Annotated in this window: 17 protein-coding genes and 1 pseudogene; 6 read left to right on the plus strand and 12 right to left on the minus strand. The window is 68.0% G+C overall.

Annotated elements, in window-relative coordinates; all coding sequences use genetic code 11:
* Positions 1–93: 93 nt before the first annotated feature.
* The 7 genes and pseudogenes from IF64_RS0122700 to IF64_RS0122730 all read right to left on the minus strand — a co-directional run.
* Positions 94–1248, minus strand: a pseudogene (locus IF64_RS0122700) (IS256 family transposase); the annotation flags it as partial.
* Positions 1249–1348: 100 nt separating this feature from the next.
* Positions 1349–3088: a PEP-utilizing enzyme gene (locus IF64_RS0122705; protein WP_030534205.1), complete on the minus strand. Its 1740-nt coding sequence runs from the start codon at positions 3086–3088 to the stop codon at positions 1349–1351.
* Positions 3089–3361: 273 nt separating this feature from the next.
* Positions 3362–4060 carry a TetR/AcrR family transcriptional regulator gene (locus IF64_RS0122710; RefSeq protein ID WP_051758098.1) on the minus strand — a complete coding sequence of 233 codons (699 nt, stop codon included), beginning with the start codon at positions 4058–4060 and terminating at the stop codon, positions 3362–3364.
* A 45-nt stretch (positions 4061–4105) separates the two neighbouring features.
* Entirely contained in the window at positions 4106–5344 is a 1239-nt protein-coding gene (locus IF64_RS0122715; RefSeq protein WP_246134681.1) for an NAD(P)/FAD-dependent oxidoreductase, read from the minus strand.
* Positions 5311–5502 carry a ferredoxin gene (locus IF64_RS0122720; protein WP_030534208.1) on the minus strand — a complete coding sequence of 64 codons (192 nt, stop codon included), beginning with the start codon at positions 5500–5502 and terminating at the stop codon, positions 5311–5313. Before IF64_RS0122720 ends, IF64_RS0122715 begins: the two co-directional genes overlap by 34 nt.
* Positions 5503–5541: 39 nt before the next feature.
* Positions 5542–6993 (minus strand): aldehyde dehydrogenase family protein, encoded by a 1452-nt coding sequence (locus IF64_RS0122725; RefSeq protein WP_036877640.1) that lies wholly within the window; start codon positions 6991–6993, stop codon positions 5542–5544.
* On the minus strand, positions 6990–8216 hold the full coding sequence (locus IF64_RS0122730; protein ID WP_030534210.1) for a cytochrome P450: 1227 nt from the start codon (positions 8214–8216) through the stop codon (positions 6990–6992). The genes IF64_RS0122725 and IF64_RS0122730 overlap by 4 nt, the downstream gene beginning before the upstream one ends.
* Positions 8217–8334: 118 nt before the next feature.
* Here IF64_RS0122730 and IF64_RS27325 point away from each other — a divergent pair, with 118 nt between their 5' ends.
* The 5 genes from IF64_RS27325 (at position 8335) to IF64_RS0122755 (ending at position 13736) form a co-directional block, all read left to right on the plus strand.
* A complete protein-coding gene (locus tag IF64_RS27325; RefSeq protein ID WP_030534211.1) occupies positions 8335–9135 on the plus strand; it encodes an SDR family oxidoreductase in 801 nt (266 codons plus the stop codon).
* Positions 9136–9214: 79 nt separating this feature from the next.
* Positions 9215–10774 (plus strand): AMP-binding protein, encoded by a 1560-nt coding sequence (locus tag IF64_RS0122740; RefSeq protein ID WP_246134680.1) that lies wholly within the window; start codon positions 9215–9217, stop codon positions 10772–10774.
* Positions 10774–11424, plus strand: coding sequence for a histidine phosphatase family protein (locus IF64_RS0122745; protein ID WP_051758094.1), 651 nt, complete (start codon positions 10774–10776; stop codon positions 11422–11424). Before IF64_RS0122740 ends, IF64_RS0122745 begins: the two co-directional genes overlap by 1 nt.
* Positions 11414–12055, plus strand: coding sequence for a hypothetical protein (locus IF64_RS0122750; RefSeq protein WP_051758095.1), 642 nt, complete (start codon positions 11414–11416; stop codon positions 12053–12055). Before IF64_RS0122745 ends, IF64_RS0122750 begins: the two co-directional genes overlap by 11 nt.
* 46 nt (positions 12056–12101) lie before the next feature.
* Entirely contained in the window at positions 12102–13736 is a 1635-nt protein-coding gene (locus IF64_RS0122755) for a pyruvate, phosphate dikinase (protein ID WP_211252645.1), read from the plus strand.
* Between the two features lie 115 nt (positions 13737–13851).
* Here the strand turns inward: IF64_RS0122755 and IF64_RS0122760 are convergent, their stop codons facing one another.
* The 3 genes from IF64_RS0122760 to IF64_RS0122770 all read right to left on the minus strand — a co-directional run bounded on the left by IF64_RS0122760 (position 13852) and on the right by IF64_RS0122770 (position 18191).
* Complete coding sequence (locus IF64_RS0122760) at positions 13852–14826, minus strand: NADPH:quinone oxidoreductase family protein (RefSeq protein ID WP_030534216.1); 975 nt, start codon at positions 14824–14826, stop codon at positions 13852–13854.
* 63 nt (positions 14827–14889) lie between these two features.
* Positions 14890–16464, minus strand: a complete 1575-nt coding sequence (locus tag IF64_RS0122765; protein WP_248700058.1) for an AMP-binding protein — start codon at positions 16462–16464, stop codon at positions 14890–14892.
* Positions 16465–16514: 50 nt separating this feature from the next.
* Positions 16515–18191: a class I adenylate-forming enzyme family protein gene (locus IF64_RS0122770; RefSeq protein ID WP_030534218.1), complete on the minus strand. Its 1677-nt coding sequence runs from the start codon at positions 18189–18191 to the stop codon at positions 16515–16517.
* 210 nt (positions 18192–18401) lie between these two features.
* On the opposite strand from IF64_RS0122770, the gene IF64_RS0122775 reads away from it, so the two are divergent.
* Entirely contained in the window at positions 18402–19343 is a 942-nt protein-coding gene (locus tag IF64_RS0122775; RefSeq protein WP_030534219.1) for a TetR-type transcription factor C-terminal domain-containing protein, read from the plus strand.
* Positions 19344–19462: 119 nt separating this feature from the next.
* Here IF64_RS0122775 and IF64_RS0122780 read toward each other — a convergent pair whose 3' ends face one another.
* Positions 19463–20317 (minus strand): SDR family NAD(P)-dependent oxidoreductase, encoded by an 855-nt coding sequence (locus IF64_RS0122780; RefSeq protein WP_030534220.1) that lies wholly within the window; start codon positions 20315–20317, stop codon positions 19463–19465.
* Entirely contained in the window at positions 20310–20693 is a 384-nt protein-coding gene (locus IF64_RS0122785) for a metal-sulfur cluster assembly factor (protein ID WP_030534221.1), read from the minus strand. The genes IF64_RS0122780 and IF64_RS0122785 overlap by 8 nt, the downstream gene beginning before the upstream one ends.
* Positions 20694–20695: the final 2 nt, after the last annotated feature.

Raw genomic sequence — 20695 nt, forward strand, 5'->3', positions numbered from 1 at the left:
ACGAACGCCGCGCCGACACCTTCACAGCCTTCCTCGCGCTGGCCGCCGCCCTCGTCTGCTTCAAACGACTCCAACAAACCAACTGAGACAAGCTCTAAGTGCGGCCTGCTCGTTAGGGAAATGGCCCCGACGTCGGGTGGCCTGGCGGAAGCGCGAGTTCAAGCTCTCGATCGCGTTGGTCGTGTATATGATCTTGCGTAGTTCGGGCGGATAGGAAAGGAATGGGATGAACTGTTCCCAGTTGGTTCGCCACAAGCGGACCATGGCTGGATATCTATCTTCCCATTCTGCGCAGAAGCTCGTGAACTCGACGTCGGCCGCGTCGACTGTGGGGGATGTGTAGATCAGTTTTAGTTGTTTCGTGATTGCAGGCCAGTATTTCTTAGATGCGTAACGCAGGCTTGCTCGAACGAGGTGCACGACACACAGCTGCACTTCGGCCTGTGGCCACAGTGCAGAGATGGCGTCGGGCAGACCCTTCAGTCCGTCGCAGGCGACGATGAGGATGTCCTCAACACCACGGTTTTTCAGGTCGGAGAGGTGATTCAGCCACCCTTTCGCTCCCTCGCTACCCGTGCCGACCCACATGCCCAGCACGTCCCGCTCGCCGGACAGGGTGATCCCGACCGCGATATAGATCGGGCGATTGGCCACTGCTCCGTCCCGAATTTTGACATGCAGGGCGTCGATCAGCACGACCGGATATACGCGATCCAGTGGTCGGGATTGCCACGAATTCAGATCTTCTACTACTTTATCGGTGATCTTCGAGGTCAGATCACGTGACACGTCGGCGTCATAAATATCCGACAGGTGCGCCTGGATCACCCCGGTCGTCAGCCCTTTCGCATACAACGATATGATCGTGTCATCGAAACCGTCGACTCGGCGAGCATACTTCGGCACGATCTGCGGAGTGAACGTACCTTCCCGGTCGCGCGGAACGTCGAGAAGCACCTCGCCAACGTCGGTTCGCACCGTTTTCGAGGAGGTCCCATTGCGCTCATTCGACCCAAACTTGCCTTGCAGGTCACCCTTCTCATAGCCGAGATGCTCGTCCAGCTCGGCATTCAACGCCGATTCCAGCACCGTCTTTGTCACCTGCCGAAGCAGCCCGTTCGGGCCGACCAGCGACACGCCGTCCTCGCGTGCCTTCTCAATCAGCTCCTGAGCCACCCGCACGTCGACACCATCACCCCCGGCCTGCTCCGCCGCCGAAGCAGACGCCACGTCCTTGTTCGCCACCATCGATCCCTTCCCGCCAGAACGTGCGCCCCAGCATGGTCAAGATCACCCAGCACCCACAAGATCACGGACAGTCCCGGACCGGGCGGTCGCACCTCGGTCGTCAGCCCTCGACGATCGTGACGGTCGCGGTGGTTCCGTCGACCTCGATCAGCGCGCCGTCCGGGATCCGGCCGGTCGCGTCCGTTGCGGACACGACGCAGGGAATGCCCAGTTCACGACTGACGATCGCGGCGTGGGAGAACGGCGCGCCCACGTCGACGACGACGGCGGACGCGGCGACGAACAGCGGCGTCCAGGACGGGTCGGTGATCGGCGCGACCAGGATGTCGCCCGGCTCGAGCGCAGACGGGTCGTTGGGGTCGGTGAGCACCCGGGCACGCCCACGGGTCACCCCCGTGCAGCCCGAGACGCCCTGGATGACCTCCCCCACCAGCGCCTTGATGTGGGACTTGTCCGAGCGGCGCTTCCACTCCGACAGCGGCGGAGCCTCGCCGACCACGACGAACGGGGGCTCGTAGTCGAACAGCTCCAGGTAGGTCTTCTCGCGGTCGCGCAGCGTCTTCGTGTAAGCCCCGGGGTCGTTCAGGTACGAGGGAAGCTCGTCGGCGAAGAGCATGAAGATCTGCTTGGCGTCGTCCAGGTGCCCCGCATCCACACCGCGTCGGCCGAGTTCCAAGGCGGGCAACCGAAGTTCGTGCACCATCATGGCCGACGTCGTCCGGGAGCGTTCACGGCCGCGCAGCCACAGCGCCGCAGCGTTGAGCGCCACCTCGAACTGTCCTGCGGCCTCCTCGTCGGCGGCGACGAGCTCGCGCACGGCCTTCGTCGCCGCCTCACGATCGCTCGATCGCTGCGCGTTCTTGACCGACGGCGCCTCGGAGTCGTCCACACCGCGCATCCGGTCAACGGTGTGCAGCGCCAGCTCAGGCTTGAGCCCCCAGGTCAGCGCCCGCAGTTCCCATTCGGCCGGACCGCGGAAATCCCATTCGGCGAGGAAGGCGTCCAGCGCCTCGCGGAACGCGACGACCTCCGGGTCGGTGCTGTCGACCAGGCGTGCGTACAAGCCGCCCACGCCTTGGTCGAACAGGGCTGCGACAGGGGCGTTGCGGGCCTTGCGGCTCAGCTCCCACAAGCCGTTCGACGGGCCGGCGGAGTCGACGTCGCCGATCCCGCTCACCAAGGCGAGTGCGAGCTCAGGTTTGCCGACTGCGGCGGCGACCTGGCTGATCGCTCCGAGACCCACACCGGACTTGAGGCTGGATTCGATGTGGTGCTGGAAGAGGCGACGCTGCACGTCGGCGAACGACGTGAGGCGGTCGACGAGCTCCTCGTCGGTCAGCGACGCCAGGTCCGGCCTGTCCGCCCTGATCTTGCGGACCTCCGCGCGATCGGCGTCGTAAGCGGCCAGGTCCTGCGCCAGCAGCACCTCCTCCATCAGCCACTGGCCGGCCTTCTCGGAGAAGGCGGGGTCCTCGTCGAAATCGCGCTTCTCGCTCTCGTACGAAGGGATGCCCGGCATGTCCCCGAAGTACTGCAGGTCCACGGCCTCCGCGCCCATGCCCGGCACCCGCACGCCGAACAACCGCATCAGCGACATGTTGATGTAGAGGTAGCTGCCGAACGCCGGGAGCACGTTGCGTTCGACGTCCGTGTCGTAGAGATCGCGATCCCACACCTTGCAGGCCACGAACGCGTCCTGCCACCCGGGCTCGAGGTTCTCCTGGAACCCGACCGAGGCGTTCAGCGGGGAGATCGGGTCGGGGAAGATCTCCCCGACGTTGGCCCGCGAGTACAGCGGGAAGGTCTTCGAGGTGCTGTCGAAGATCGGCCATTCAGTCACGGCAACGCTCTCCCTCGTCGTTGAGGTTCAAATCGGCAGGTGCTGTTCGAGAACTCGAGCCTCGCGAAAGTGAACGGTCATACGAGGCGACCTGGAATCGTTCAGCATCAGACCAAAACTCAGTGTTTTGCGATCGGTCAGTCACATTCTGATGCGATGCAAGTCACGTGTCAACCAGAACGGGCAGATCAGATTTCGCCGCTCGAGCAGAACAGATGAGGGCAGCACGAATGGCCGGGCAGCCTGGTGGCTGCCCGGTCGGCGAGGCCGGGTTCAGCGCGTTGCGACCGCTGCGGCGCTGGAGCCGGCTCCCTCGGATTCCTCGAGAATCGGCAGCGAGCGGTGCCACACCGTGGCAACGGCGACCGCCAGTTCGCGGATCCGCTCCGGACGGGGCGCTTCCGCGGGCAAACCGATGTGGACGTAGGCGGTCTGCTCGATGGCCGAGCCGAGCACGTCGGCGAGCAGGTCGAAGTCGACCTCCTCGATCCGCCCCTGGTGGTGCAACCGCCGAAGCCAACGAGCGGTTCGTTCCACGTAGCTGCCGCGCTGCTCGAGCCACAGCTCCGCGAACCTGTCCTCGGAGCTCGTGGCCGCCGCTTCCCGCATCACGCGCAGGATGTGCCGGTTGCGCGTGTAGGAGGTGAGGTAGGAGGTGGTCAGCGCGATCATCGTGTCGAGATCGACGCCGTCGCCGACCGCCCCGCGCCTGGTCGAGGCGGTCAGCTCCTCGAGACTCGGACGCAGCGATTCGAGGAACACCTCGGTCTTGCTCTGGAAATGCCGGTAGAAGTTGCCCTGCGACACGCCCGCCCGGAACACGATGTCCGAGACCCGGGTACCTGCGTAGCCGTACTCGGAGAAGCAGCTCAAGGCGGCTTCCAGGAGCACCTGCCTGGTGCGCAGCCCGCGAACGTTCTTCCCGCGCCGAACCGGCTGCTTGCCCCCGTCAGCACCGTCCGTTCCAGGCATCAGCACTCCAGAAATCGTCGCATCTTTTGTGAACCACCCATCACTCTACAGCGACGCACCTCCATGTCGCGCACGGGCGAATTCGAGAGCCTCCGCCCAGGAGGTCCGACGATTGATCAGACCGCGGTACTTCATCGTGCTGGACGGCTGGTCGAGCACGAGCGCACCGACCAGGCGGTCGCCTTCGCGGTAGAGCGCGACCAGCTCGCCGTCCTCGGCCGATCCCGCCACCACCCGGTGCTCGTCACTTCCCGGCACGCCCACGAACTGAATCCGAGTGCCGTACCAGTCCGACCAGAAGTAGGGAACGGTCGAATACGACCGCGCCTGACCCGGGTCGAGCGCGTTCGACGCCGCGATGGCGCCCTGCTCGGCCGCACTCGTCCAGTGCTCGAGGCGCATCGCCCGGCCGAACAGCGGATTCCTCCAACACGCGACATCGCCCGCCGCGTAGACGCCGGCAACGGAGGACGCGAGCGTCTCGTCGCAGACCACCCCGTCATGGACTGCGACCCCGCTGCCCTCGAGCCAGTCGACCACCGGGCTGGCGCCGATGCCCACGACCACGAGATCAGCCTCGAGCACGGTCCCGTCGGTCAGCTGGACCTTCTCCACCGACCCGTTCCCCTCGAGTCCGGCCACACCGACTCCGGTGCGCAGTCGCGTGCCGTGCCGCTCGTGCAACAGCGAACACGCGACTCCCAGCTCGGATCCGAGCGAGCGCGTCAGCGGGTACTGCGCCGCCTCGACCACCGTGACCGCCAGCCCGCGTGCGCGTGCGGCCGATGCCACTTCCGATCCGATGAAACCGGCGCCGACGACCACAACGTGCTGCGGCGCGGAATCGAGCGCGGCGCGCAGCTCCTTCGCGTCGTCCAAGGTCCTCAGCACGTGCAACCCCGAGAGCTGTTCGCTTCCGGGCAGTGTGCGAGCTCGCGCGCCGGTGGCGATGACCAGAGCGTCGTAGGCAACGCGCCGGCCCGCGATGACCTCTCTCGAGTCGGTGTCGAGGCCGGTCGCGGGGGTTCCCAGGACCAGTTCCACGTCCAGCTCGGACAGCTGATCCTCGGTCCGAAACCGGGGATCGGGCACGCTCTCGCCAAGCAGGTATGCCTTCGACAGCGGAGGCCGGTCGTACGGCAAGTGCTCCTCCGCGCCGATCAGCGTGATCGAGCCGTCGTAACCGGCCTTGCGCGCGCGTTCCACGGCGCGCAGGCCGGCCAGCGACGCACCGACCACCACCAGCCCCGTCACGGCGCCAGCCGCAGGGCTTCGGTCGGGCACGACAGCACCGCTTCCTCGAGTTCGGCGACGCGGTCGGCGGGCACGTCCTCCCTCAGCACCGCGATATCGCCGTCATCGGTGACCTCGAAGAACTCGGGCGCGACGGATTCGCAAATCCCGAGCACTCCGCACTTGCTGCGATCCAGGATGATCTTCATCAGAGTTACCTCCCGTGGTGCGGGGCTGCGATTCGCACCTCAGCCCAGCAGTGATTTGATCTCGACGAACTCGTCGATGCCGAAACTCCCGAGTTCCCGCCCGAGGCCGGAACGTCCGTATCCGCCGAACGGGGCGTCCAGGCTGTCGCGGGTCCGCACGCCGTTGATCTTGACTTGACCCGCGCGGAGTCGTGCGCCGACGGCTCGAGCCCGCTCGGGATCGGCGGACCACACGCCGGCGGCCAAGCCGTACTCGGTGCTGTTGGCCAGGTCCACGGCGGCGGAATCACCCGACCCGCCCCGATAGGTCTGGACCGCGAGCACCGGCCCGAAGACCTCCTCCTGCGCCAGCGCCATGTTCGGGGTGACGTCGGTGAACACGGTCGGTCGGTGGTAGAAGCCGACCGGCATGCCCTCCGGCTGATCCGGCCCGCCGACGAGCATCCGGGCACCGTCGGTCAGCGCTCGGTGAACGTGCCCCCGCACGGTGTCCCGCTGGCGGTCGCTGACCAGGGGGCCCAGGTCGACACCGACGTCGAAGGGGTCGCCCAGCCGCAGGGCGGAGACCGCCTCCGACAGCCGTTCGCAGATCTCGTCGTGCAGGTGTTCGGGGACGACCAGCCTGGTCAGCGCGTTGCACGCCTGACCGGAGTTGAAGAAGGCCTGCTGCACAGCGGCGGGCACCACCACGTCGAGCGGAGCGTCGTCGAGCACGACGTTGGCCGACTTCCCACCGAGCTCGAGGCACACCCGGGTGATGCCGGGAGCGGCCAGCTCCGCCACCCGGGCACCCGAGCCGACGCTTCCGGTCAGCGACACGACGCTGACCCGCGGGTCCCGGACGAGCGCCTCGCCGACGACCGGCCCCGTGCCCACGACGAGGTTGAACACGCCCGGCGGCACACCGATCTCGTGCATCAGTTCAGCCAGCGCGTAGGCGTTCAGCGGCGCCACTTCGCTGGGTTTGAGCACGACGGTGCAGCCGGCGATCAGCGCGGGCCCCAGCTTCGCCGCGATCTGGTAGAGCGGCATGTTCCACGGGGTGATCGCAACGACGACCCCCGCGGGTTCCCGCCGGACCTCACCGGCGGCCACCGGTTCGCTCCACGGGTAGGACTCCGCAGCTTCGGCAGTCGCCCGCAGCGCCTGGGCGGGCAGCCCCACCTGGGCTGCCACGGCCACGTGCCGGGGCATCCCGACCTCCGTGGCGATCACACCCGCGAGTTCCTCAGCGTTGCGGTCCAGCGCGTCGGCGAGTCGGCGTACGAATCGGATGCGCTCGGCGACGGGAGTCGCCGCCCACACCGGCCACGCCTCCGAGGCCGCCGCGACGGCGGCCTCGGCCTCCGCCGCGGTCGAGGCCGGGACGCGGGCGACCACCTGTTCGGTGGCCGGGTTGGCGACCGGGATCGTCTCCCCGGCCGAGGTGACCCACCGGCCTCCGACCCAGTTCTGCGCCCGGTCGGCGATCAGGGCGGTCGCCGTGCTCATCGACGCCCCTGCGTGACTCGGACCGGAAGGTGCTTGATGCCGCGGAACCAGTTGCTCTGCAGCCGGTCGGGTTCGCCCAGCAACTCAATGTGGATGTCACGGGCCAGCACCTGCTCGTAGAAGACCCGGGTCTCCATGCGGGCGAGGTGCGCCCCGAGGCAGAAGTGCGGGCCGGCACCGAACCCGAGGTGCCGGTTGGGCTTGCGATCGAGTCGGAACTCCTCGGGCTCGGCGAAGACCCTCTCGTCGCGGTTCGCCGAAGCGAACCAGAGCACGACCTTCTCCCCCGCCTTGACGGTCTGCCCGTGCAGTTCGACGTCGGTGGTCGCGGTGCGGCGCATGTGCACCACCGGTGACACCCAGCGGACCATCTCCTCGATGCCCGATCGCAGCAAGGCGTGGTCGCCCGACCGCAACGCCGGCCACAGGTCGCGTTGGCTCAGGATGTTCACCGAGCCGCTCAACAGGTTGCGGGTGGTCTCGTTGCCAGCCACCGTGAGCACCATGTAGTAGGGGTTGAGCCACTCCTGCGTCAGGGGTGCGCCGTTGACCTCCGCCTGAACGAGGGTGCTGACCACGTCATCGCGCGGGCACGCGCGACGCTGCGCGGTCAGGTCGGTGTAGTAGGCGAACAACTCCTCCCGAGCCTTGGCAGCGGTTTCGGGACCCGCTGAGTACTCCGGGTCTTCGCTGCTGGACTCGTTGGTCCAGCGCAACAGCAGGTCCGCGTCTTCAGTGGGCACGCCCAGCAGAGGAGCGAACACGAGCAGGGGCAGCCGCGAGGACACCACCTTGACGAAGTCGAACTCACCGAGCTCCAGCGCCTCGTCGAGCAGCTTGGTGGTCACCTGTTCGACCCGCTCGGTGAGCCTTTCCACCGCTCGGGGCGAGAACGTGCTGGTCAGCAGGCGGCGCATCGGTCCGTGATCGGGCTCGTCCATGTTGTGGATCTGACGCGGCCCGGAGCCCTCAGCGCGCCGGCTCGCGATCTGAGTCCCTTCGCCGTTGCAGAAGCTGTCAGGGTCCTTCGCGACCGCCTCGATGTCGGCGTAGCGGGTCAGCGACCAGAACCCGTTCTCATCACCCGGACCGGGATTCCAGAACAGTGGTGCTTCGTCGCGCAGACGGCGGAACATGTCCCCGTCGCGGGATTCGGCGAAGACCTCGACGTCGAGGAGGTCCACACCGTTCGGCCGGGACGCCGGGCACGCACTCGTGACCATGGCCAGCTCCACCCCTTCGGCTGTTCGGCAGCATTGCCAGTTTTGCGACTCCGACTATACATCTCAAGCTGCGAATGGGATAGTGGTCCGCAGACCGCCAACGAAGACGGGGGAGACGATGGACGTCCCGGCCACGAACAACAACCAGCGGCGCCGACTCGTGATCACAGGTGCCGCCTCCGGCATCGGCAGAGCGCTCACGATGCGACTGACCCGAGCCGGCCACGACGTCATCGGCCTGGACCGCAGCACGGAGGGCATACCGCACGCAGCGCAGGCCCTGCGCTGCGATCTCACCGACAGCGCCGACGTGACGGCCGCAGTGGAACGAATCAGCACGTCAGCGCCCATCGACGGCCTCGCCGCCGTCGCCGGAGTACCCGGCACGGCAGCGCCGAGCGCGGTCTACGCGGTGAACATCATCGGCCTTCGCCGGCTGACCGAGGAACTGTCGCGACTGACGCACAAGAACGGCTCGATCGTGCTGCTGTCGTCGATGGCCGGCTACCGGGACGCGACGACCGACGAACAGGCGGACGAACTGCTCGCATTGCCTGCCGAGGACCTGAAGAAACGGCTCGTGGAGGCCGGTCTCGACGGCCCAAGCGCCTACCAGCTCTCCAAGCGGCTGGTCCACCGCTACGCAACGCTGCTCGCCGCGCGCCTGCACCCGGCGGACGTGCGCTGCCTCAGCGTCAGCCCCGGCCCCGTGAGCACTCCGATCCTGGCCGATTTCCGCGCCACGATGCCGTCCCTGGACACCGCCGGGGAACTGGTCGGGCGGCACGCCGAACCTGACGAGATCGCGGCGATCGTCGAGTTCGCCCTCTCGCCGGACGCCTCCTGGCTCAACGGCGTGGACCTGCGGGCCGACGGCGGGCTGACGGCACTTCGTGCGACCCAGAATGTGACTCGATAGTCGCTTAAACTGACTTTTTCGTTGCTACCATCGTCGCGCAAGCGACCTGACACTCGGAGGTGCTGTGTACCCCGGCAACGTGGCCGAACGGGCCCCCGACCGCCCGGCGATGATCATCGCCGAGACCGGTCAGCACCGCACGTATGCGGAACTCGACGAGCGCAGCGCCCGCCTCGCGTCGTACTTCGCCGTCCGCGGTCTTCAGCGGGACGACACCGTGCTGGTCGTTCTCGGCAACGACCTGATCTGGGGGGAAGTGTGCTGGGCGTGCTGGCGCAGCGGACTGTGCCTCGGCGCGGCCAACTTCCACCTCACCAGCGCTGAGCTCGCGCCCATCCTGGAAGATGCCGCCCCGCGGGCGATCGTGACCTCGCGCCGAGTCCTCCCGAACCTGCGCGCCGCGGCCGAGCAGGCCGGCCTCGACCACGGCGTGCTGTGGCTGGTCGTCGACGAGACCGGCGAGCCGAGCGGACCTGACGCAGCGCTGAACTACGAGCGCATCATCGCCTCAACTCCCCGCGATCCGGATCTGGTGGAGACCGTGGGTGGCAGGCTGCTGTTCAGCTCCGGTACGACCGGACGGCCGAAACCCTTCCGGGTTCCACCGCAGCAGATCCACCCGAGCGAGCTGCCGGTGCGCTCCGGCGGACTCATGACGTCGCTGGGATTCGACGACACCGGCAACGTCCTGCTCGTTCCGGGACCCGCCTACCACGCCGGCCCCCTCGGCTTCCTCCAGTCGCTGCACCAACTCGGTGGGACCGTCGTGCTGATGCAGAAGTTCGACCCCGAGGGAGCACTGGCCGCGATCGAGCGGTACCGCGTCACCCACAGCCAATGGGTACCCACGATGTTCGTGCGGCTGCTGCGACTCCCCGCCGAGGTTCGCCACCGCTACGACCTCTCCTCGCACCGAGTCGCCGTGCACGCGGCAGCACCGTGCCCGCCCGAGGTCAAGCGGGAGATGCTGACCTGGTGGGGCCCCATCGTGCACGAGTACTACGGCGCCAGCGAAGGTTACGGGCGGACCACCATCGGCCCCGAGGAGTGGCTCGCCCACCCCGGATCGGTAGGTCGCTCCGTGCAGAGCACCGTGCACATCGCCGACGAATCCGGCCGGCTCCTGCCCACCGGCCAGGTGGGCGCGGTCTGGTTCGCCAAGCCCGACGCCGAAGAGCCCGAGCGGGCCGCCGACGGGACCGCCGACCTCGCCGCAACGCCGGGCTGGGGCACTGTCGGTGACCTCGGCTACCTCGACGACGACGGTTTCCTCTACCTCACCGGCAGGCAGGGCCAAACCATCATCACCGGCGGCGTCAACGTCTATCCCCGCGAGGTCGAAGACCTGCTGGCCCCGCACCCCAAGGTCGACGACATCGCCGTGCTCGGCGTGCCCGACCCGGAGTTCGGGGAGCAGGTCAAGGCCGTCGTGGTACCCGCCGACGGCAGCGAACCGGGACCGTCGCTGGCAGACGAGCTCATCACCTATTGCCGCGAACGTCTCGCGCACTTCAAGTGCCCGAAATCCGTCGACTTCACCGACAGCCTCCCCCGCACCGACACCGGGAAGATCCGGCACAAGCCGTTGCGCGACCAGTACTGGTCCGTCGCTTCCTCGCAACCGACCAGGAGCACGTGATGGAGCTTCTGCTGATCCGGCACGGCAGGCCGGAAAGCCAGCACGGCGCAACCGGCGACGGCGCCGACCCACCGCTGACCGCTCGAGGCCGCGCCGAGGCAGACCTGCTCGGGCGGTTCCTCGCCGGTGCGAACGGTCCGGCCACCGTCTACGCCAGTCCGATGATCCGGGCGCGGGAGACCGCTGAGGCGATCGTCAACCACGCCACCGTGCCGCTGCTCGTGGACGATCGCTTGCGGGAGTTCGATCACGGCGCCACCAGCTACACCCCACCCGAGTTGAACACCGCGCCCAACGACGTGCGACGAATGATGTGGCGCGCACTGGAAACGGGCGTGTGGGGCGATCACGTCTTCGACCCGGAAGCGTTCGAGCAGCGGGTGTGGGACGTGTTCAACCACATCATCGACGCCAACTCCTCCAACACCGTCGCCGTCGTCTGCCACTCCGGAGTCCTGAACTCGTTCCTGGGAAAGGTGCTCGGCCGGCCGCGCGGAATGTTCTTCCAGCCGAACTACACCTCGATCAGCCGAGTCGTGGCTTCCGGGCGACGGCGACAGGTGTTGAGCCTGAACGAGACCACGCATCTCCAGTGCGCCGACGACGGGACCCTGGAGGCTCTGACGAAAGGGGCGAACAGTGAGCACTGACCACGACCTCACGACCCGCGGACCACAGCTGACCGTCCTCCACCTGCTCCGCCTCAAGGGATTCGCAGCTGAAGACCTCATCGTCCGCGACACCGAACTCGACGCCGCCGTCGTGCAGGACTTGCTGCGTCAGGCGCAATCCGACGGACTCATCGCCGAACGCAGCGGCCGCATCAGCGGGTGGGCGCTCACCGCGCAGGGCCGGACCACGCACGCCGAACTGCTGGCCGCCGAGCTCGCGGAATCCGGAGCCAAACCCGCGGTCGAGCACGCCAACACCACCTTCCTGGAGCTCAACCAGCCCTTCAAGGAGCTGTGCTCCCGCTGGCAGATGCGGCCTGACGGCTCGGTCAACGACCACGGCGACCAGACCTACGACGACGCCGTGGTCGCCGACCTCGGCGCGCTGCACGAGCAGGTTCTCGCACTCACGGACGAGGTCGCTCAGGCCCTCCCCCGCTTCGGCAGGTACCCGCGAGCGTTCCGGCGTGCCTACGAGCGCCTGCTGTCCGGCGATCGCAAAGCGTTCGCGGCACCGCTGTCGGAGAGCTATCACGACGCATGGATGGAACTGCACCAGGACCTGCTGAGCACGCTTGGCCGCGAACGAGCCGCAGCAGATGGTCACTGAGCCTGTCCCCCGCCACCAGGTCACGCACGAGCAAAGGAGCGACGCCGTGGCTTCACTCACCGCCGCACCCGGCTCCGGCACCATTCGTGCCGCCGAGCACCTCTTCCCGTTCGATCACCCCCACCGGACACCGCCGCGTGAGCTCGCCGGCCTGCTCGGCGGCAAAGGCGCCGGCCTCGCCGAGATGACCTCGGTGCTCAACCTGCCCGTCCCGCCCGGCTTCACCATCGCCACACCGGTGTGCAGGGCCTACCGAGACGGCGGCTGGCCTGACGACCTGGACGCCGCGGTCACCGAGAACATGTCCGCATTGGAGTCCCGAATGGGCCGCAAGCTGGGCGACCCGGCGGATCCACTGCTCGTGGCGGTCCGCAGCGGGGCACCGCGGTCGATGCCGGGGATGCTCGACACGGTGCTGAACCTGGGGCTCAACGACGAGACCGTCGAGGGCCTCGCCGAGGCGTCCGACGACCCGGATTTCGCCTGGGACAGCTACGCGCGCTTCCTCACCATGTACGCCACGACGGTGCTCGACGTGCCGAAGGAGACCGTCCACTCCGCTGAGGCAGGCAGTCCGCGCCAGCGCGCTCTTGCGATCAAGGAAGCGCTCAGCGCTGCAGGGGCTCAGGTGCCGCAAGACCCCGCGGAGCAGCTGCGCGGGGCCATCGAGGCGGTCTTCCGCAGCTGGGACAGCGATCGAGCGCGCGCGTACCGGGACAGGGAGGGAATCGACCCGAACCTCGGCACCGCGGTCAACGTCCAGGCCATGGTGTTCGGCAACTACGACGACCGCTCCGGCACCGGAGTGGCGTTCACCCGCAACCCCTCCACCGGCGAGAACCGGCACTACGGCGATTTCCTGCCGAAGGCGCAGGGCGAAGACGTCGTGGCCGGAAGCGCGCGCACACTGCCGCTGAGCGACATGGCCGACTTTCTCCCCGAGGCGTTCGCGGAGCTCACCGATCGACTCTCCGCGCTCGAGCAGCACTACCGGGACATGTGCGACGTCGAGTTCACGGTCGAGCGCGGGAAGCTCTACATCTTGCAGACCAGGGTCGGCAAGCGCGGCGCCGTAGCGGCCGTCAGGATCGCCGCCGAGATGTGGCGGGACCCGGCCATCGCCCTGACGACCGAGGAACTGCGCGCGCGGCTGGACGACGACATCGTCCACACCGCCCGTACCGAGGTCTTGGCCGCCGCGCGCCAAGGTGTCGCGTCCGAACCGATGACGCAGGGCCTGGGTGCCTCGCCCGGCCGGGTCAGCGGAACGGTCGTCCTCGACGCGGACGCCGCCTCCGAGGCCGACAGCGACGTGATCCTCGTGCGGTCTGAGACCAGTCCGGAGGACGTTCACGGGATGGCGGTGTCCGCCGGAATCCTGACCAGCACAGGCGGGCTGGTCAGCCACGCGGCTGTGGTCGCCCGCGGCTGGGGCATCCCGGCAGTGGTCGGCGCCAACCACCTCGCCGTGGGCGATGCCGAGGTTCGGGACGAGCAGGGGGAGATCCTCTTCCGCACCGGGGACGTCATCACGATCGACGGCACCACCGGCGAGGTCTGGCTCGGTGCGGCGAACTCGCAAGCAACGGAGGCGCTGCAGGACGACGACATCCTCGCACGCGACCTTCCGGAACTCGCCGAACTCGCCCACCTGCGGCAGTCCGGTCAAGACTCCCAGTAGAGCACCAGCACGGCACCGAGATCGCCAGCTCCCTGACGGATGGCGTTCTCGGTGCCGGGTGCGCTTCGCGGGATCCACGGGCGCAGAAGAGTTCACGACACGCCACTTTCGTCCATCATGGACGCAGCACGTACTTGCCGATCGCCTGACGTTCGCCGACGAGCTCGAGCACGCGGCCGGCGTCGGCCATCGGCGCGGTTGAGGGCTGTCGTGGGCGGTAGACGCCACGCCCGATGCGCTCCAGGACGTCGGCGAGCAGGGCCGCGTTGCCTTGCGGCCCTCCCACCTCACGCGACCAATCACCCCAGTCCACGCCCACGACCGTGCGGTTTCGCAGCAGCACGATGTTCGCCGGCAGCCGCGGGATCTCGCCCGAGGCGAAGCCGAACACGCAGAACCGGCCACCGGTCGCCAGCGCCCGCAGGGCGCTTTCCGAGGCGGGACCGCCGACCGGGTCGATGACGACATCAGCGCCCCCTCCGGTAGCAGCGCGGATCTCGCCCTTGAGGTCGTCGTAACCCAGCGCCACCTCGGCACCGACCGCCTTCGCCGCAGCGCGCTTGTCCTCCGTGGAGGCCACCGCGACGACGCAGGCACCGAGGCCGCTCGCCACGTCGATCGCGGCTTGGCCGATGCCACCTCCCGCGCCGAGGACGACGACGTGGTCACCTCGTCCGACGGTGATTCGGTGCGTCGTGGCGAACGCCATCGTCAGGTAGCTCTCCATCGCCCCTGCGGCGACCTCAGCAGCAACGCCGTCGGGCACCGGGACGACCGCGCCGGCCGGCGCGGTCACGTGGGAGGCGTATCCGCCGAAGTCGGTCAACACCGCCGCCACGGCAGTTCCGGGGCCGAGGTGGTCGACGCCCTCCCCCGCTGCGGCCACACGGCCGACCACGCAGCTGCCCGGAGTGAAGGGCAGCGGCGGCCGGACTTGGTAGGAACCGCGGACGACGAGGCCGTCGACGAAGCTGACGCCCACTGCCGTCACCTCGACGAGCACTTCTCCGGGCGGCGGCTCCGGGGTGGGTTCCTCGATGACCTCCAACGCGAGCGGATCACCGAACGCCGAGCAGATCACGCGTCGCATGCGTTCCTCCGATGTCGTTGGGTCGTGCTCGGCGGTCGGGCGCAGGACCTGACAACGACGCCATCATCGGTACGAATCCTTGAGTTCGCGCTTGAGCAGCTTTCCCGTGGCAGTGCGCGGGAGCTGATCGGCGAAGTCGAGGTCCCGGGGGCATTTGAACGTCGACAGGCGTTGCCGGCACCAGTCGATGAGCTGCGCGGCCAACTCCGGGCTGGGGGCGCATCCAGGCCGCAGCTGCACCACGGCGTGGACCACCTCGCCCAACTCGTCGTGCGGGATGCCGAAGACGGCCGCGTCGGCCACGTCGGGATGCTCGACCAGGGCGTTCTCGGCTTCCTGGGGGTAGATGTTCACCCCGCCGGACAGGACGAGGTCCGCGCGCCGATCAGCGAGGTAGAGGTAACCGTCCTCGTCGAGGTGCCCGAGGTCGCCGACCGTGGTCCAGCCGAGTTCGTTGCGCGCTTCGGCAGTCTTGGCCGGGTCGTTGAGGTACTCGAACGACAAGCCGCCCTCCGACCAGATCGTGCCGATCTCCCCCGCAGGCAGCTCGTGACCGTCCTCGTCGAGGATGTGCGGCCGCCCGGCCAGCGCCCGACCGACCGAGCCCGGGTGCTCGAGCCATTCCTCGGAGTTGATCGCGGTGAACAGGTAGTTCTCGGTGGAGGAGTAGTACTCGTGCACGATCGGCCCGAGCCACTCGATCGTCGCCCGCTTCGTCTCGGGCGGGCACGGTGCCGCCGCGTGCACGAGGACCTGCAAGGACGACAGGTCCCGCTGTTGACGAACCTGCTCGGGCAACTTGAGGATCCGGATGAGCATCGTGGGCACCATCTGGGTATGGGTGACGCGGTAGCGCTCGACGAGTTCCAGCGCGGCCTCGGCGTCGAACCGATCCATGATCACCACCGTGCCGCCGTAGCGTTGCACCGTCATGCAGAACCGCAAGGGCGCGGCGTGGTAGAGCGGTGCCGGCGACAGGTAGACCGTCTCCTCGTCGAGGCCCCAACGGTCATGAAGCAGTGTCGCCACCCCCGGAGGGGTGCCCAACGGCGCCAACGGCAGGTCCGACGCGACCCCCTTCGGCCGACCCGTCGTGCCCGAGGAGTAGAGCAGGTCAACGCCCTCCCGCTCCTCGGGCACCGAGGGCGGCGCGCTCGCCACGGCTTCGGCCAGCTCCTCGAAACCCTCGGCTGCGGGCCCGGTGGTGAGCCGCAGTTCCACGCCCGGCGCCTCCTGCAGGGCAGCAGCCGCCCGTTCGAGGCAGGTCGCGCTGGTGACGAGCGCACGCGCGTGGCAGTCGCGCAGGATGTAGGCGACATCCGCCGGCTCGAGGCGGGTCGGCAGACCCACGTAGCGCAGGCCGCACCGTTGCGCCGCCCACGCCACCGGCAGGTAGTCGGCGGTGTTCTCCATCAGGATCGCCAGGCAGTCCCCGTGCCGAAGACCACGGGACCACAGCAGGGCGGCGATGGCCCGGGACGAGTCGACCAGCTCGCCGTAGGTCACCACGTGCCCGGTGCCGGCCAAGACGAACGCCGCGCGCTGCGGGTCGGTGTTGGCCACGGCATCCGGGAACGGGGCGTCGGGCGAGAGTTTGGGGGTGTGCACAATTCTCTCCAGGACGAACGACTGCGACACCTGGCCTCGCCGGACGTGGCGAGACCAGGTGTCACGTGGTAGCGACGGCATTACGAGGAGGGCGACTGCGGCTGCTCGCGGGTGCGGAGTTCGCGGCGCAGCAGCTTTCCGGTCACGGTCTTGGGCAGTTCGTCGAGGATCTCGATCTGACGCGGGTACTTGTAGGCGGCCATGCGCTGCTTGCAGAACGCGGTGAGCTCGTCGGAATCAGCCCTGGCACCGGGCCGCAGGCTCACGAACGCCTTGACCGTCTCACCGCGATACGGGTCGGGCACACCGACGACCGCGGCTTCGCGGACGGCCTCGTGCTCGTAGAGCACATCTTCGACCTCGCGCGGCCAGATCTTGTACCCGCCGGCGTTGATCTGGTCCTTCTTGCGGTCGACGATGTAGAACCAGCCAGCCTCGTCCATGTACCCGACATCGCCGGTGCGGAACCGGCCGCCGCTCATGGCGTTGGCGGTCTCCTCCGGTTTGTTCCAGTACCCGGACACCACCTGCGGGCCCGAGGTGACCAGCTCACCGACTTCCCCCGGCGGCAGGTCCTCCCCGTCCTCGCCGACGATACGCACCACGGTGTTGTAGATGGGTACGCCGACCGACAGCGCACCCGAGGCCGGGTCCACCGGAGCGTCCGCTCCGAACGGAACTCCGTGCGACGGTGAGGTCGTCTCGGTGAGGCCGTAGATGTTGTGGATGTAGTGGCCGAAGGTCGACTGGAACGCCTTGATCGTGCTGGGCGGGATCGGCGCGCCTCCCGAATAGATCTTGGTCAGGCTGGCCAGCGCCTCCTTGTCCGCACCGGGGGAGTTCATCAGCGCGATGAACACGGTGATCGATCCGACCGTGAAGGTGGCCTTCTCGTCCCGGATCGTTTCCAGGGTGACGGCCGGGTCGAGCCGGTACATCAGCACCAGCGGTGCCCCGGTCAGCAGCGACACCGCGATGTGCCCGATGAGCCCGGTGATGTGGAACAGCGGAGCCACTCCCAGGACCACGTCGCCGGGCCCGATTCCGACCCAGTCCCGGTAGGTCTGGGCGTTGAAGACCACGTTGCGGTGCGTGGTCATCGCGCCCTTGGGCGGACCCGTCGTCCCCGAGGTGTAGGTCAGCAACGCCACGTCGTCCGGGCCGAGCGAGACGACCGGCGGGGCGTGGCCGCGGAAGCGCTCGAGCATCTGCGCCATGTCGAGCGTGCCCTCGCAGGGCGTTCGTTCGACACCGCCGAAGATCCGCTGGTCGTCGCGGGTCTGGTACTCCAGCTCCGAGGTGGTGATGACGGTGCGGACGTCGGTGTTGGCAACGACCTTGCTCACCACGTCGCGGTAGAGGCCCTCCAAGCACACCAGCACGCTCGCGCCGGAATCCTGCAGGATCAGTTCGAGCTCCCGCTCCCGGTTCATCGGGTTCACCGACACCGCGATCCCGCCGGCCTTCCACGTCCCCAGCTGGGCGATCACGAACTGCGGAACGTTCTGCGCGTAGACCGCTACCCTCTCCCCCGGCGTGAAACCCGCGTCGGTGATCCCGGCGGCGAAAGCATCGCTGAGCTCATCGAGCTCGCGGAACGTGATCCGGCCGTCGAAGTACCGGATGATCTCGCCCTCAGGATCACGCCGGACCGCAGCGGCAAACATGTCCACGGCGTTGTCGTACTCGCCCGCGATCTCGGCGGGCTGCCCCGGCGCGTATCGCGCCAGCCAGGGCTTGTCGTCGTAAACGCTCACAGCAGCTCCTCAGCGGATGACGATCGAATTGACGGGGCAACGGTTCCTCTTGACGCTAAACAGTTCGGCTGTACCGTTCGATCGCTCGTACTATTGTTTAGATATGTTGCGGGTCACGAAATTTGATGTCAAGACAAAACGGTCCCCGCTTGCACCTTCGGCGCGACATCGTTTAGCTTTTCTAAACTCATTGCGGAATCGAGGGATCACATGAGGGACTCGCGCGGTGCACGCGCTGCGAGCGCGGCGCTCGGGGCGCAGGTGCGCCGGGCACGTCGAGGACGCGGCGTCACCGTGCGTGGTCTGGCAGGACTGCTCGACGTGAGTCCGGCGACGATCAGTCAGATCGAGAACGGCCACACGGGCCTGAGCGCCTCGCGTCTGAGCCACATCGCCGATGCTCTCGGCACGACCGTCAGCGAGATCCTCAACTCCCCCACCCGCGGTGCCGATTCGCCGCCGAAAACGGCCGACACACCCCCAGAGACGACGAATACTCGTTCTCCTTCTCCGCCACCGGGAACGGCTCCGCACTGGCCGCAGTTCACGCACTGGCGCGCCTACGAGCCGCTCGAGTTCGACCCCGTTCTCCACGCGGCGCTCGACGAGTTCGTGGAGATCGGCTATCACGGTGCGACGGTGCGAAGCATCGCTGCGCGCAGCGGTTTTTCCGTATCTGGTATTTACCACTACTACACGAGCAAGCAGCAGATGCTCGTGGCCATTCTCGAACGAGCCATGACCGAGCTTCTGGCCCGCGCCAAGGCAGCTCAGTCCGAAGGCCGTGATCCAGTCCAACGATTCAGCCTTCAGGTCGAACACCTGGCGTTGTTCCACACGCACCGCCGCGAGCTCGGCTTCGTCGGAGCGAGCGAGATGCGCAGCTTGGAGCAACCGAGCAGGCGTGCCATCGCCGAGATGCGCACCGCCCAGCAACGCATGGTCGACGACGAGGTCAGAGCAGCCGTCCGCCTGGGCGAGTTCCGCAACGACCACCCTCACGAGGCCGCTCGCGCCACCGTCACGCTGTGCACTGCCCTCGCCAACTGGTGGCGGCCGGAAGGCCATTTCAGCCCCGAGCAAACCGCCGAGCAGTACGTCGAGTTCTCCCTCGCCATGATGCGTGGAACACCCGGTTCCACGAGTTCGTGAAACCGGTGCGCCCCTCGTTGAGCGCCGGGGACGTGGTCTCGGTGAGCGGTGGCAGGCACGGCACATGCCAGGCTTGCCACCGCTCACCGTCCTGCACGGACATCGATTCCCTGACGTGGTCAGTGCATCTCCTGCCCGCCGGTGGTGTTGATCGCTTGCCCGGTGATGTATCCGCCCTGTTCGGATGCGAGGAACACGATCAGGTCGGACACGTCCTCGGGTGTCTGGAAGCGCCCGAGCGGGATTGCCCCCAGCGTGGCCTCCCGAACCTCGTCCTTCGAGACGTCTTGCAGTTGCGAGTAGGCGTCCCACAACCCACCGGGAAGGTCGTTGAGCGGATTGTTCAGGGTGCCCGGGCACACGGCGTTGACCGTGATGCCGTGCGGTCCGGCCTCCTTGGCCGCCACCTGAACCAGGCCGTTGACGCCGAACTTCGACGCGCAGTACGCGCCGAGCAGGGGCCATCCGGTCTTGCCCGCCTGGCTGGACACCGCGATCAGCCGTCCCCCGCGGCCCTGCTCGGTCAGCTGCCGGAGGGCCGCGCGGAAGCAGAGGAACGTGCCGCGGAGGTTGACCGCGACGGTCTGGTCGAACGCCGCAGCGGCCAGCTCGGTGAGCGGGACGTTGCTCACCGACACCCCGGCGTTGGCGATCATGATGTCGAGACCGCCGAACTCCTCAACCGCGGTCCGGACCAGGTCGTCGACCTGGTCCTCGCGGGTGACGTCGCAGCGCACGGCGCGCACCTGCGCACCGGAGGCCGCCAGGTCGGCGGCGGCTTCGTCTAGGTCGGTGGCGGTCGAGACCCCGTACTCCGGCGCACCGTCCAGCGGCCGCCCGATGTCGGCGATGACCAGCCGCGCGCCGCGGGCGGCCAGGGCGCGGGCGGTGGCCCGCCCGATGCCGCCCTCGCGCCCGACTCCGGTGATCACCGCGACCTTGCCGTTCAGGCCGTAGCCGCCCGCCTCAGTCATCGGTTCGCGGGGGTAGCAGGGACAGGAGGGTTTGGCGGCGGGCTTCGCGGATGGCGCGGGCGTTGCCGGTCATCCGCTCCGGCGTCCAGGTCATGCCGTCGTCCAGGCTCACCTCGGGGCGGCGCCCCAAGACCGGGGTGACGTGCTGGTCGATCTGGTCGAGGAGCTGGCCGAGCATCATGCACGACGGGGTGGTCAGCGACAGGCGGATCGCGACGCCCTTCTCATCGTCGGGTTCGATGCGGTCGACCAGGCCCATCTCCACGATGTCGATCGGCGTGGTGGCTGCGACGCTGCACGGGTCCACGACCTCACGCAGCGCTGCCAGCACCCGCTCCCCGACCTCCTCGGGCACGGCGATCTCGGTGACGGTCATGG

Source organism: Prauserella rugosa, from assembly GCF_000719975.1.
In the GTDB taxonomy this organism is placed as follows: domain Bacteria; phylum Actinomycetota; class Actinomycetes; order Mycobacteriales; family Pseudonocardiaceae; genus Prauserella; species Prauserella rugosa.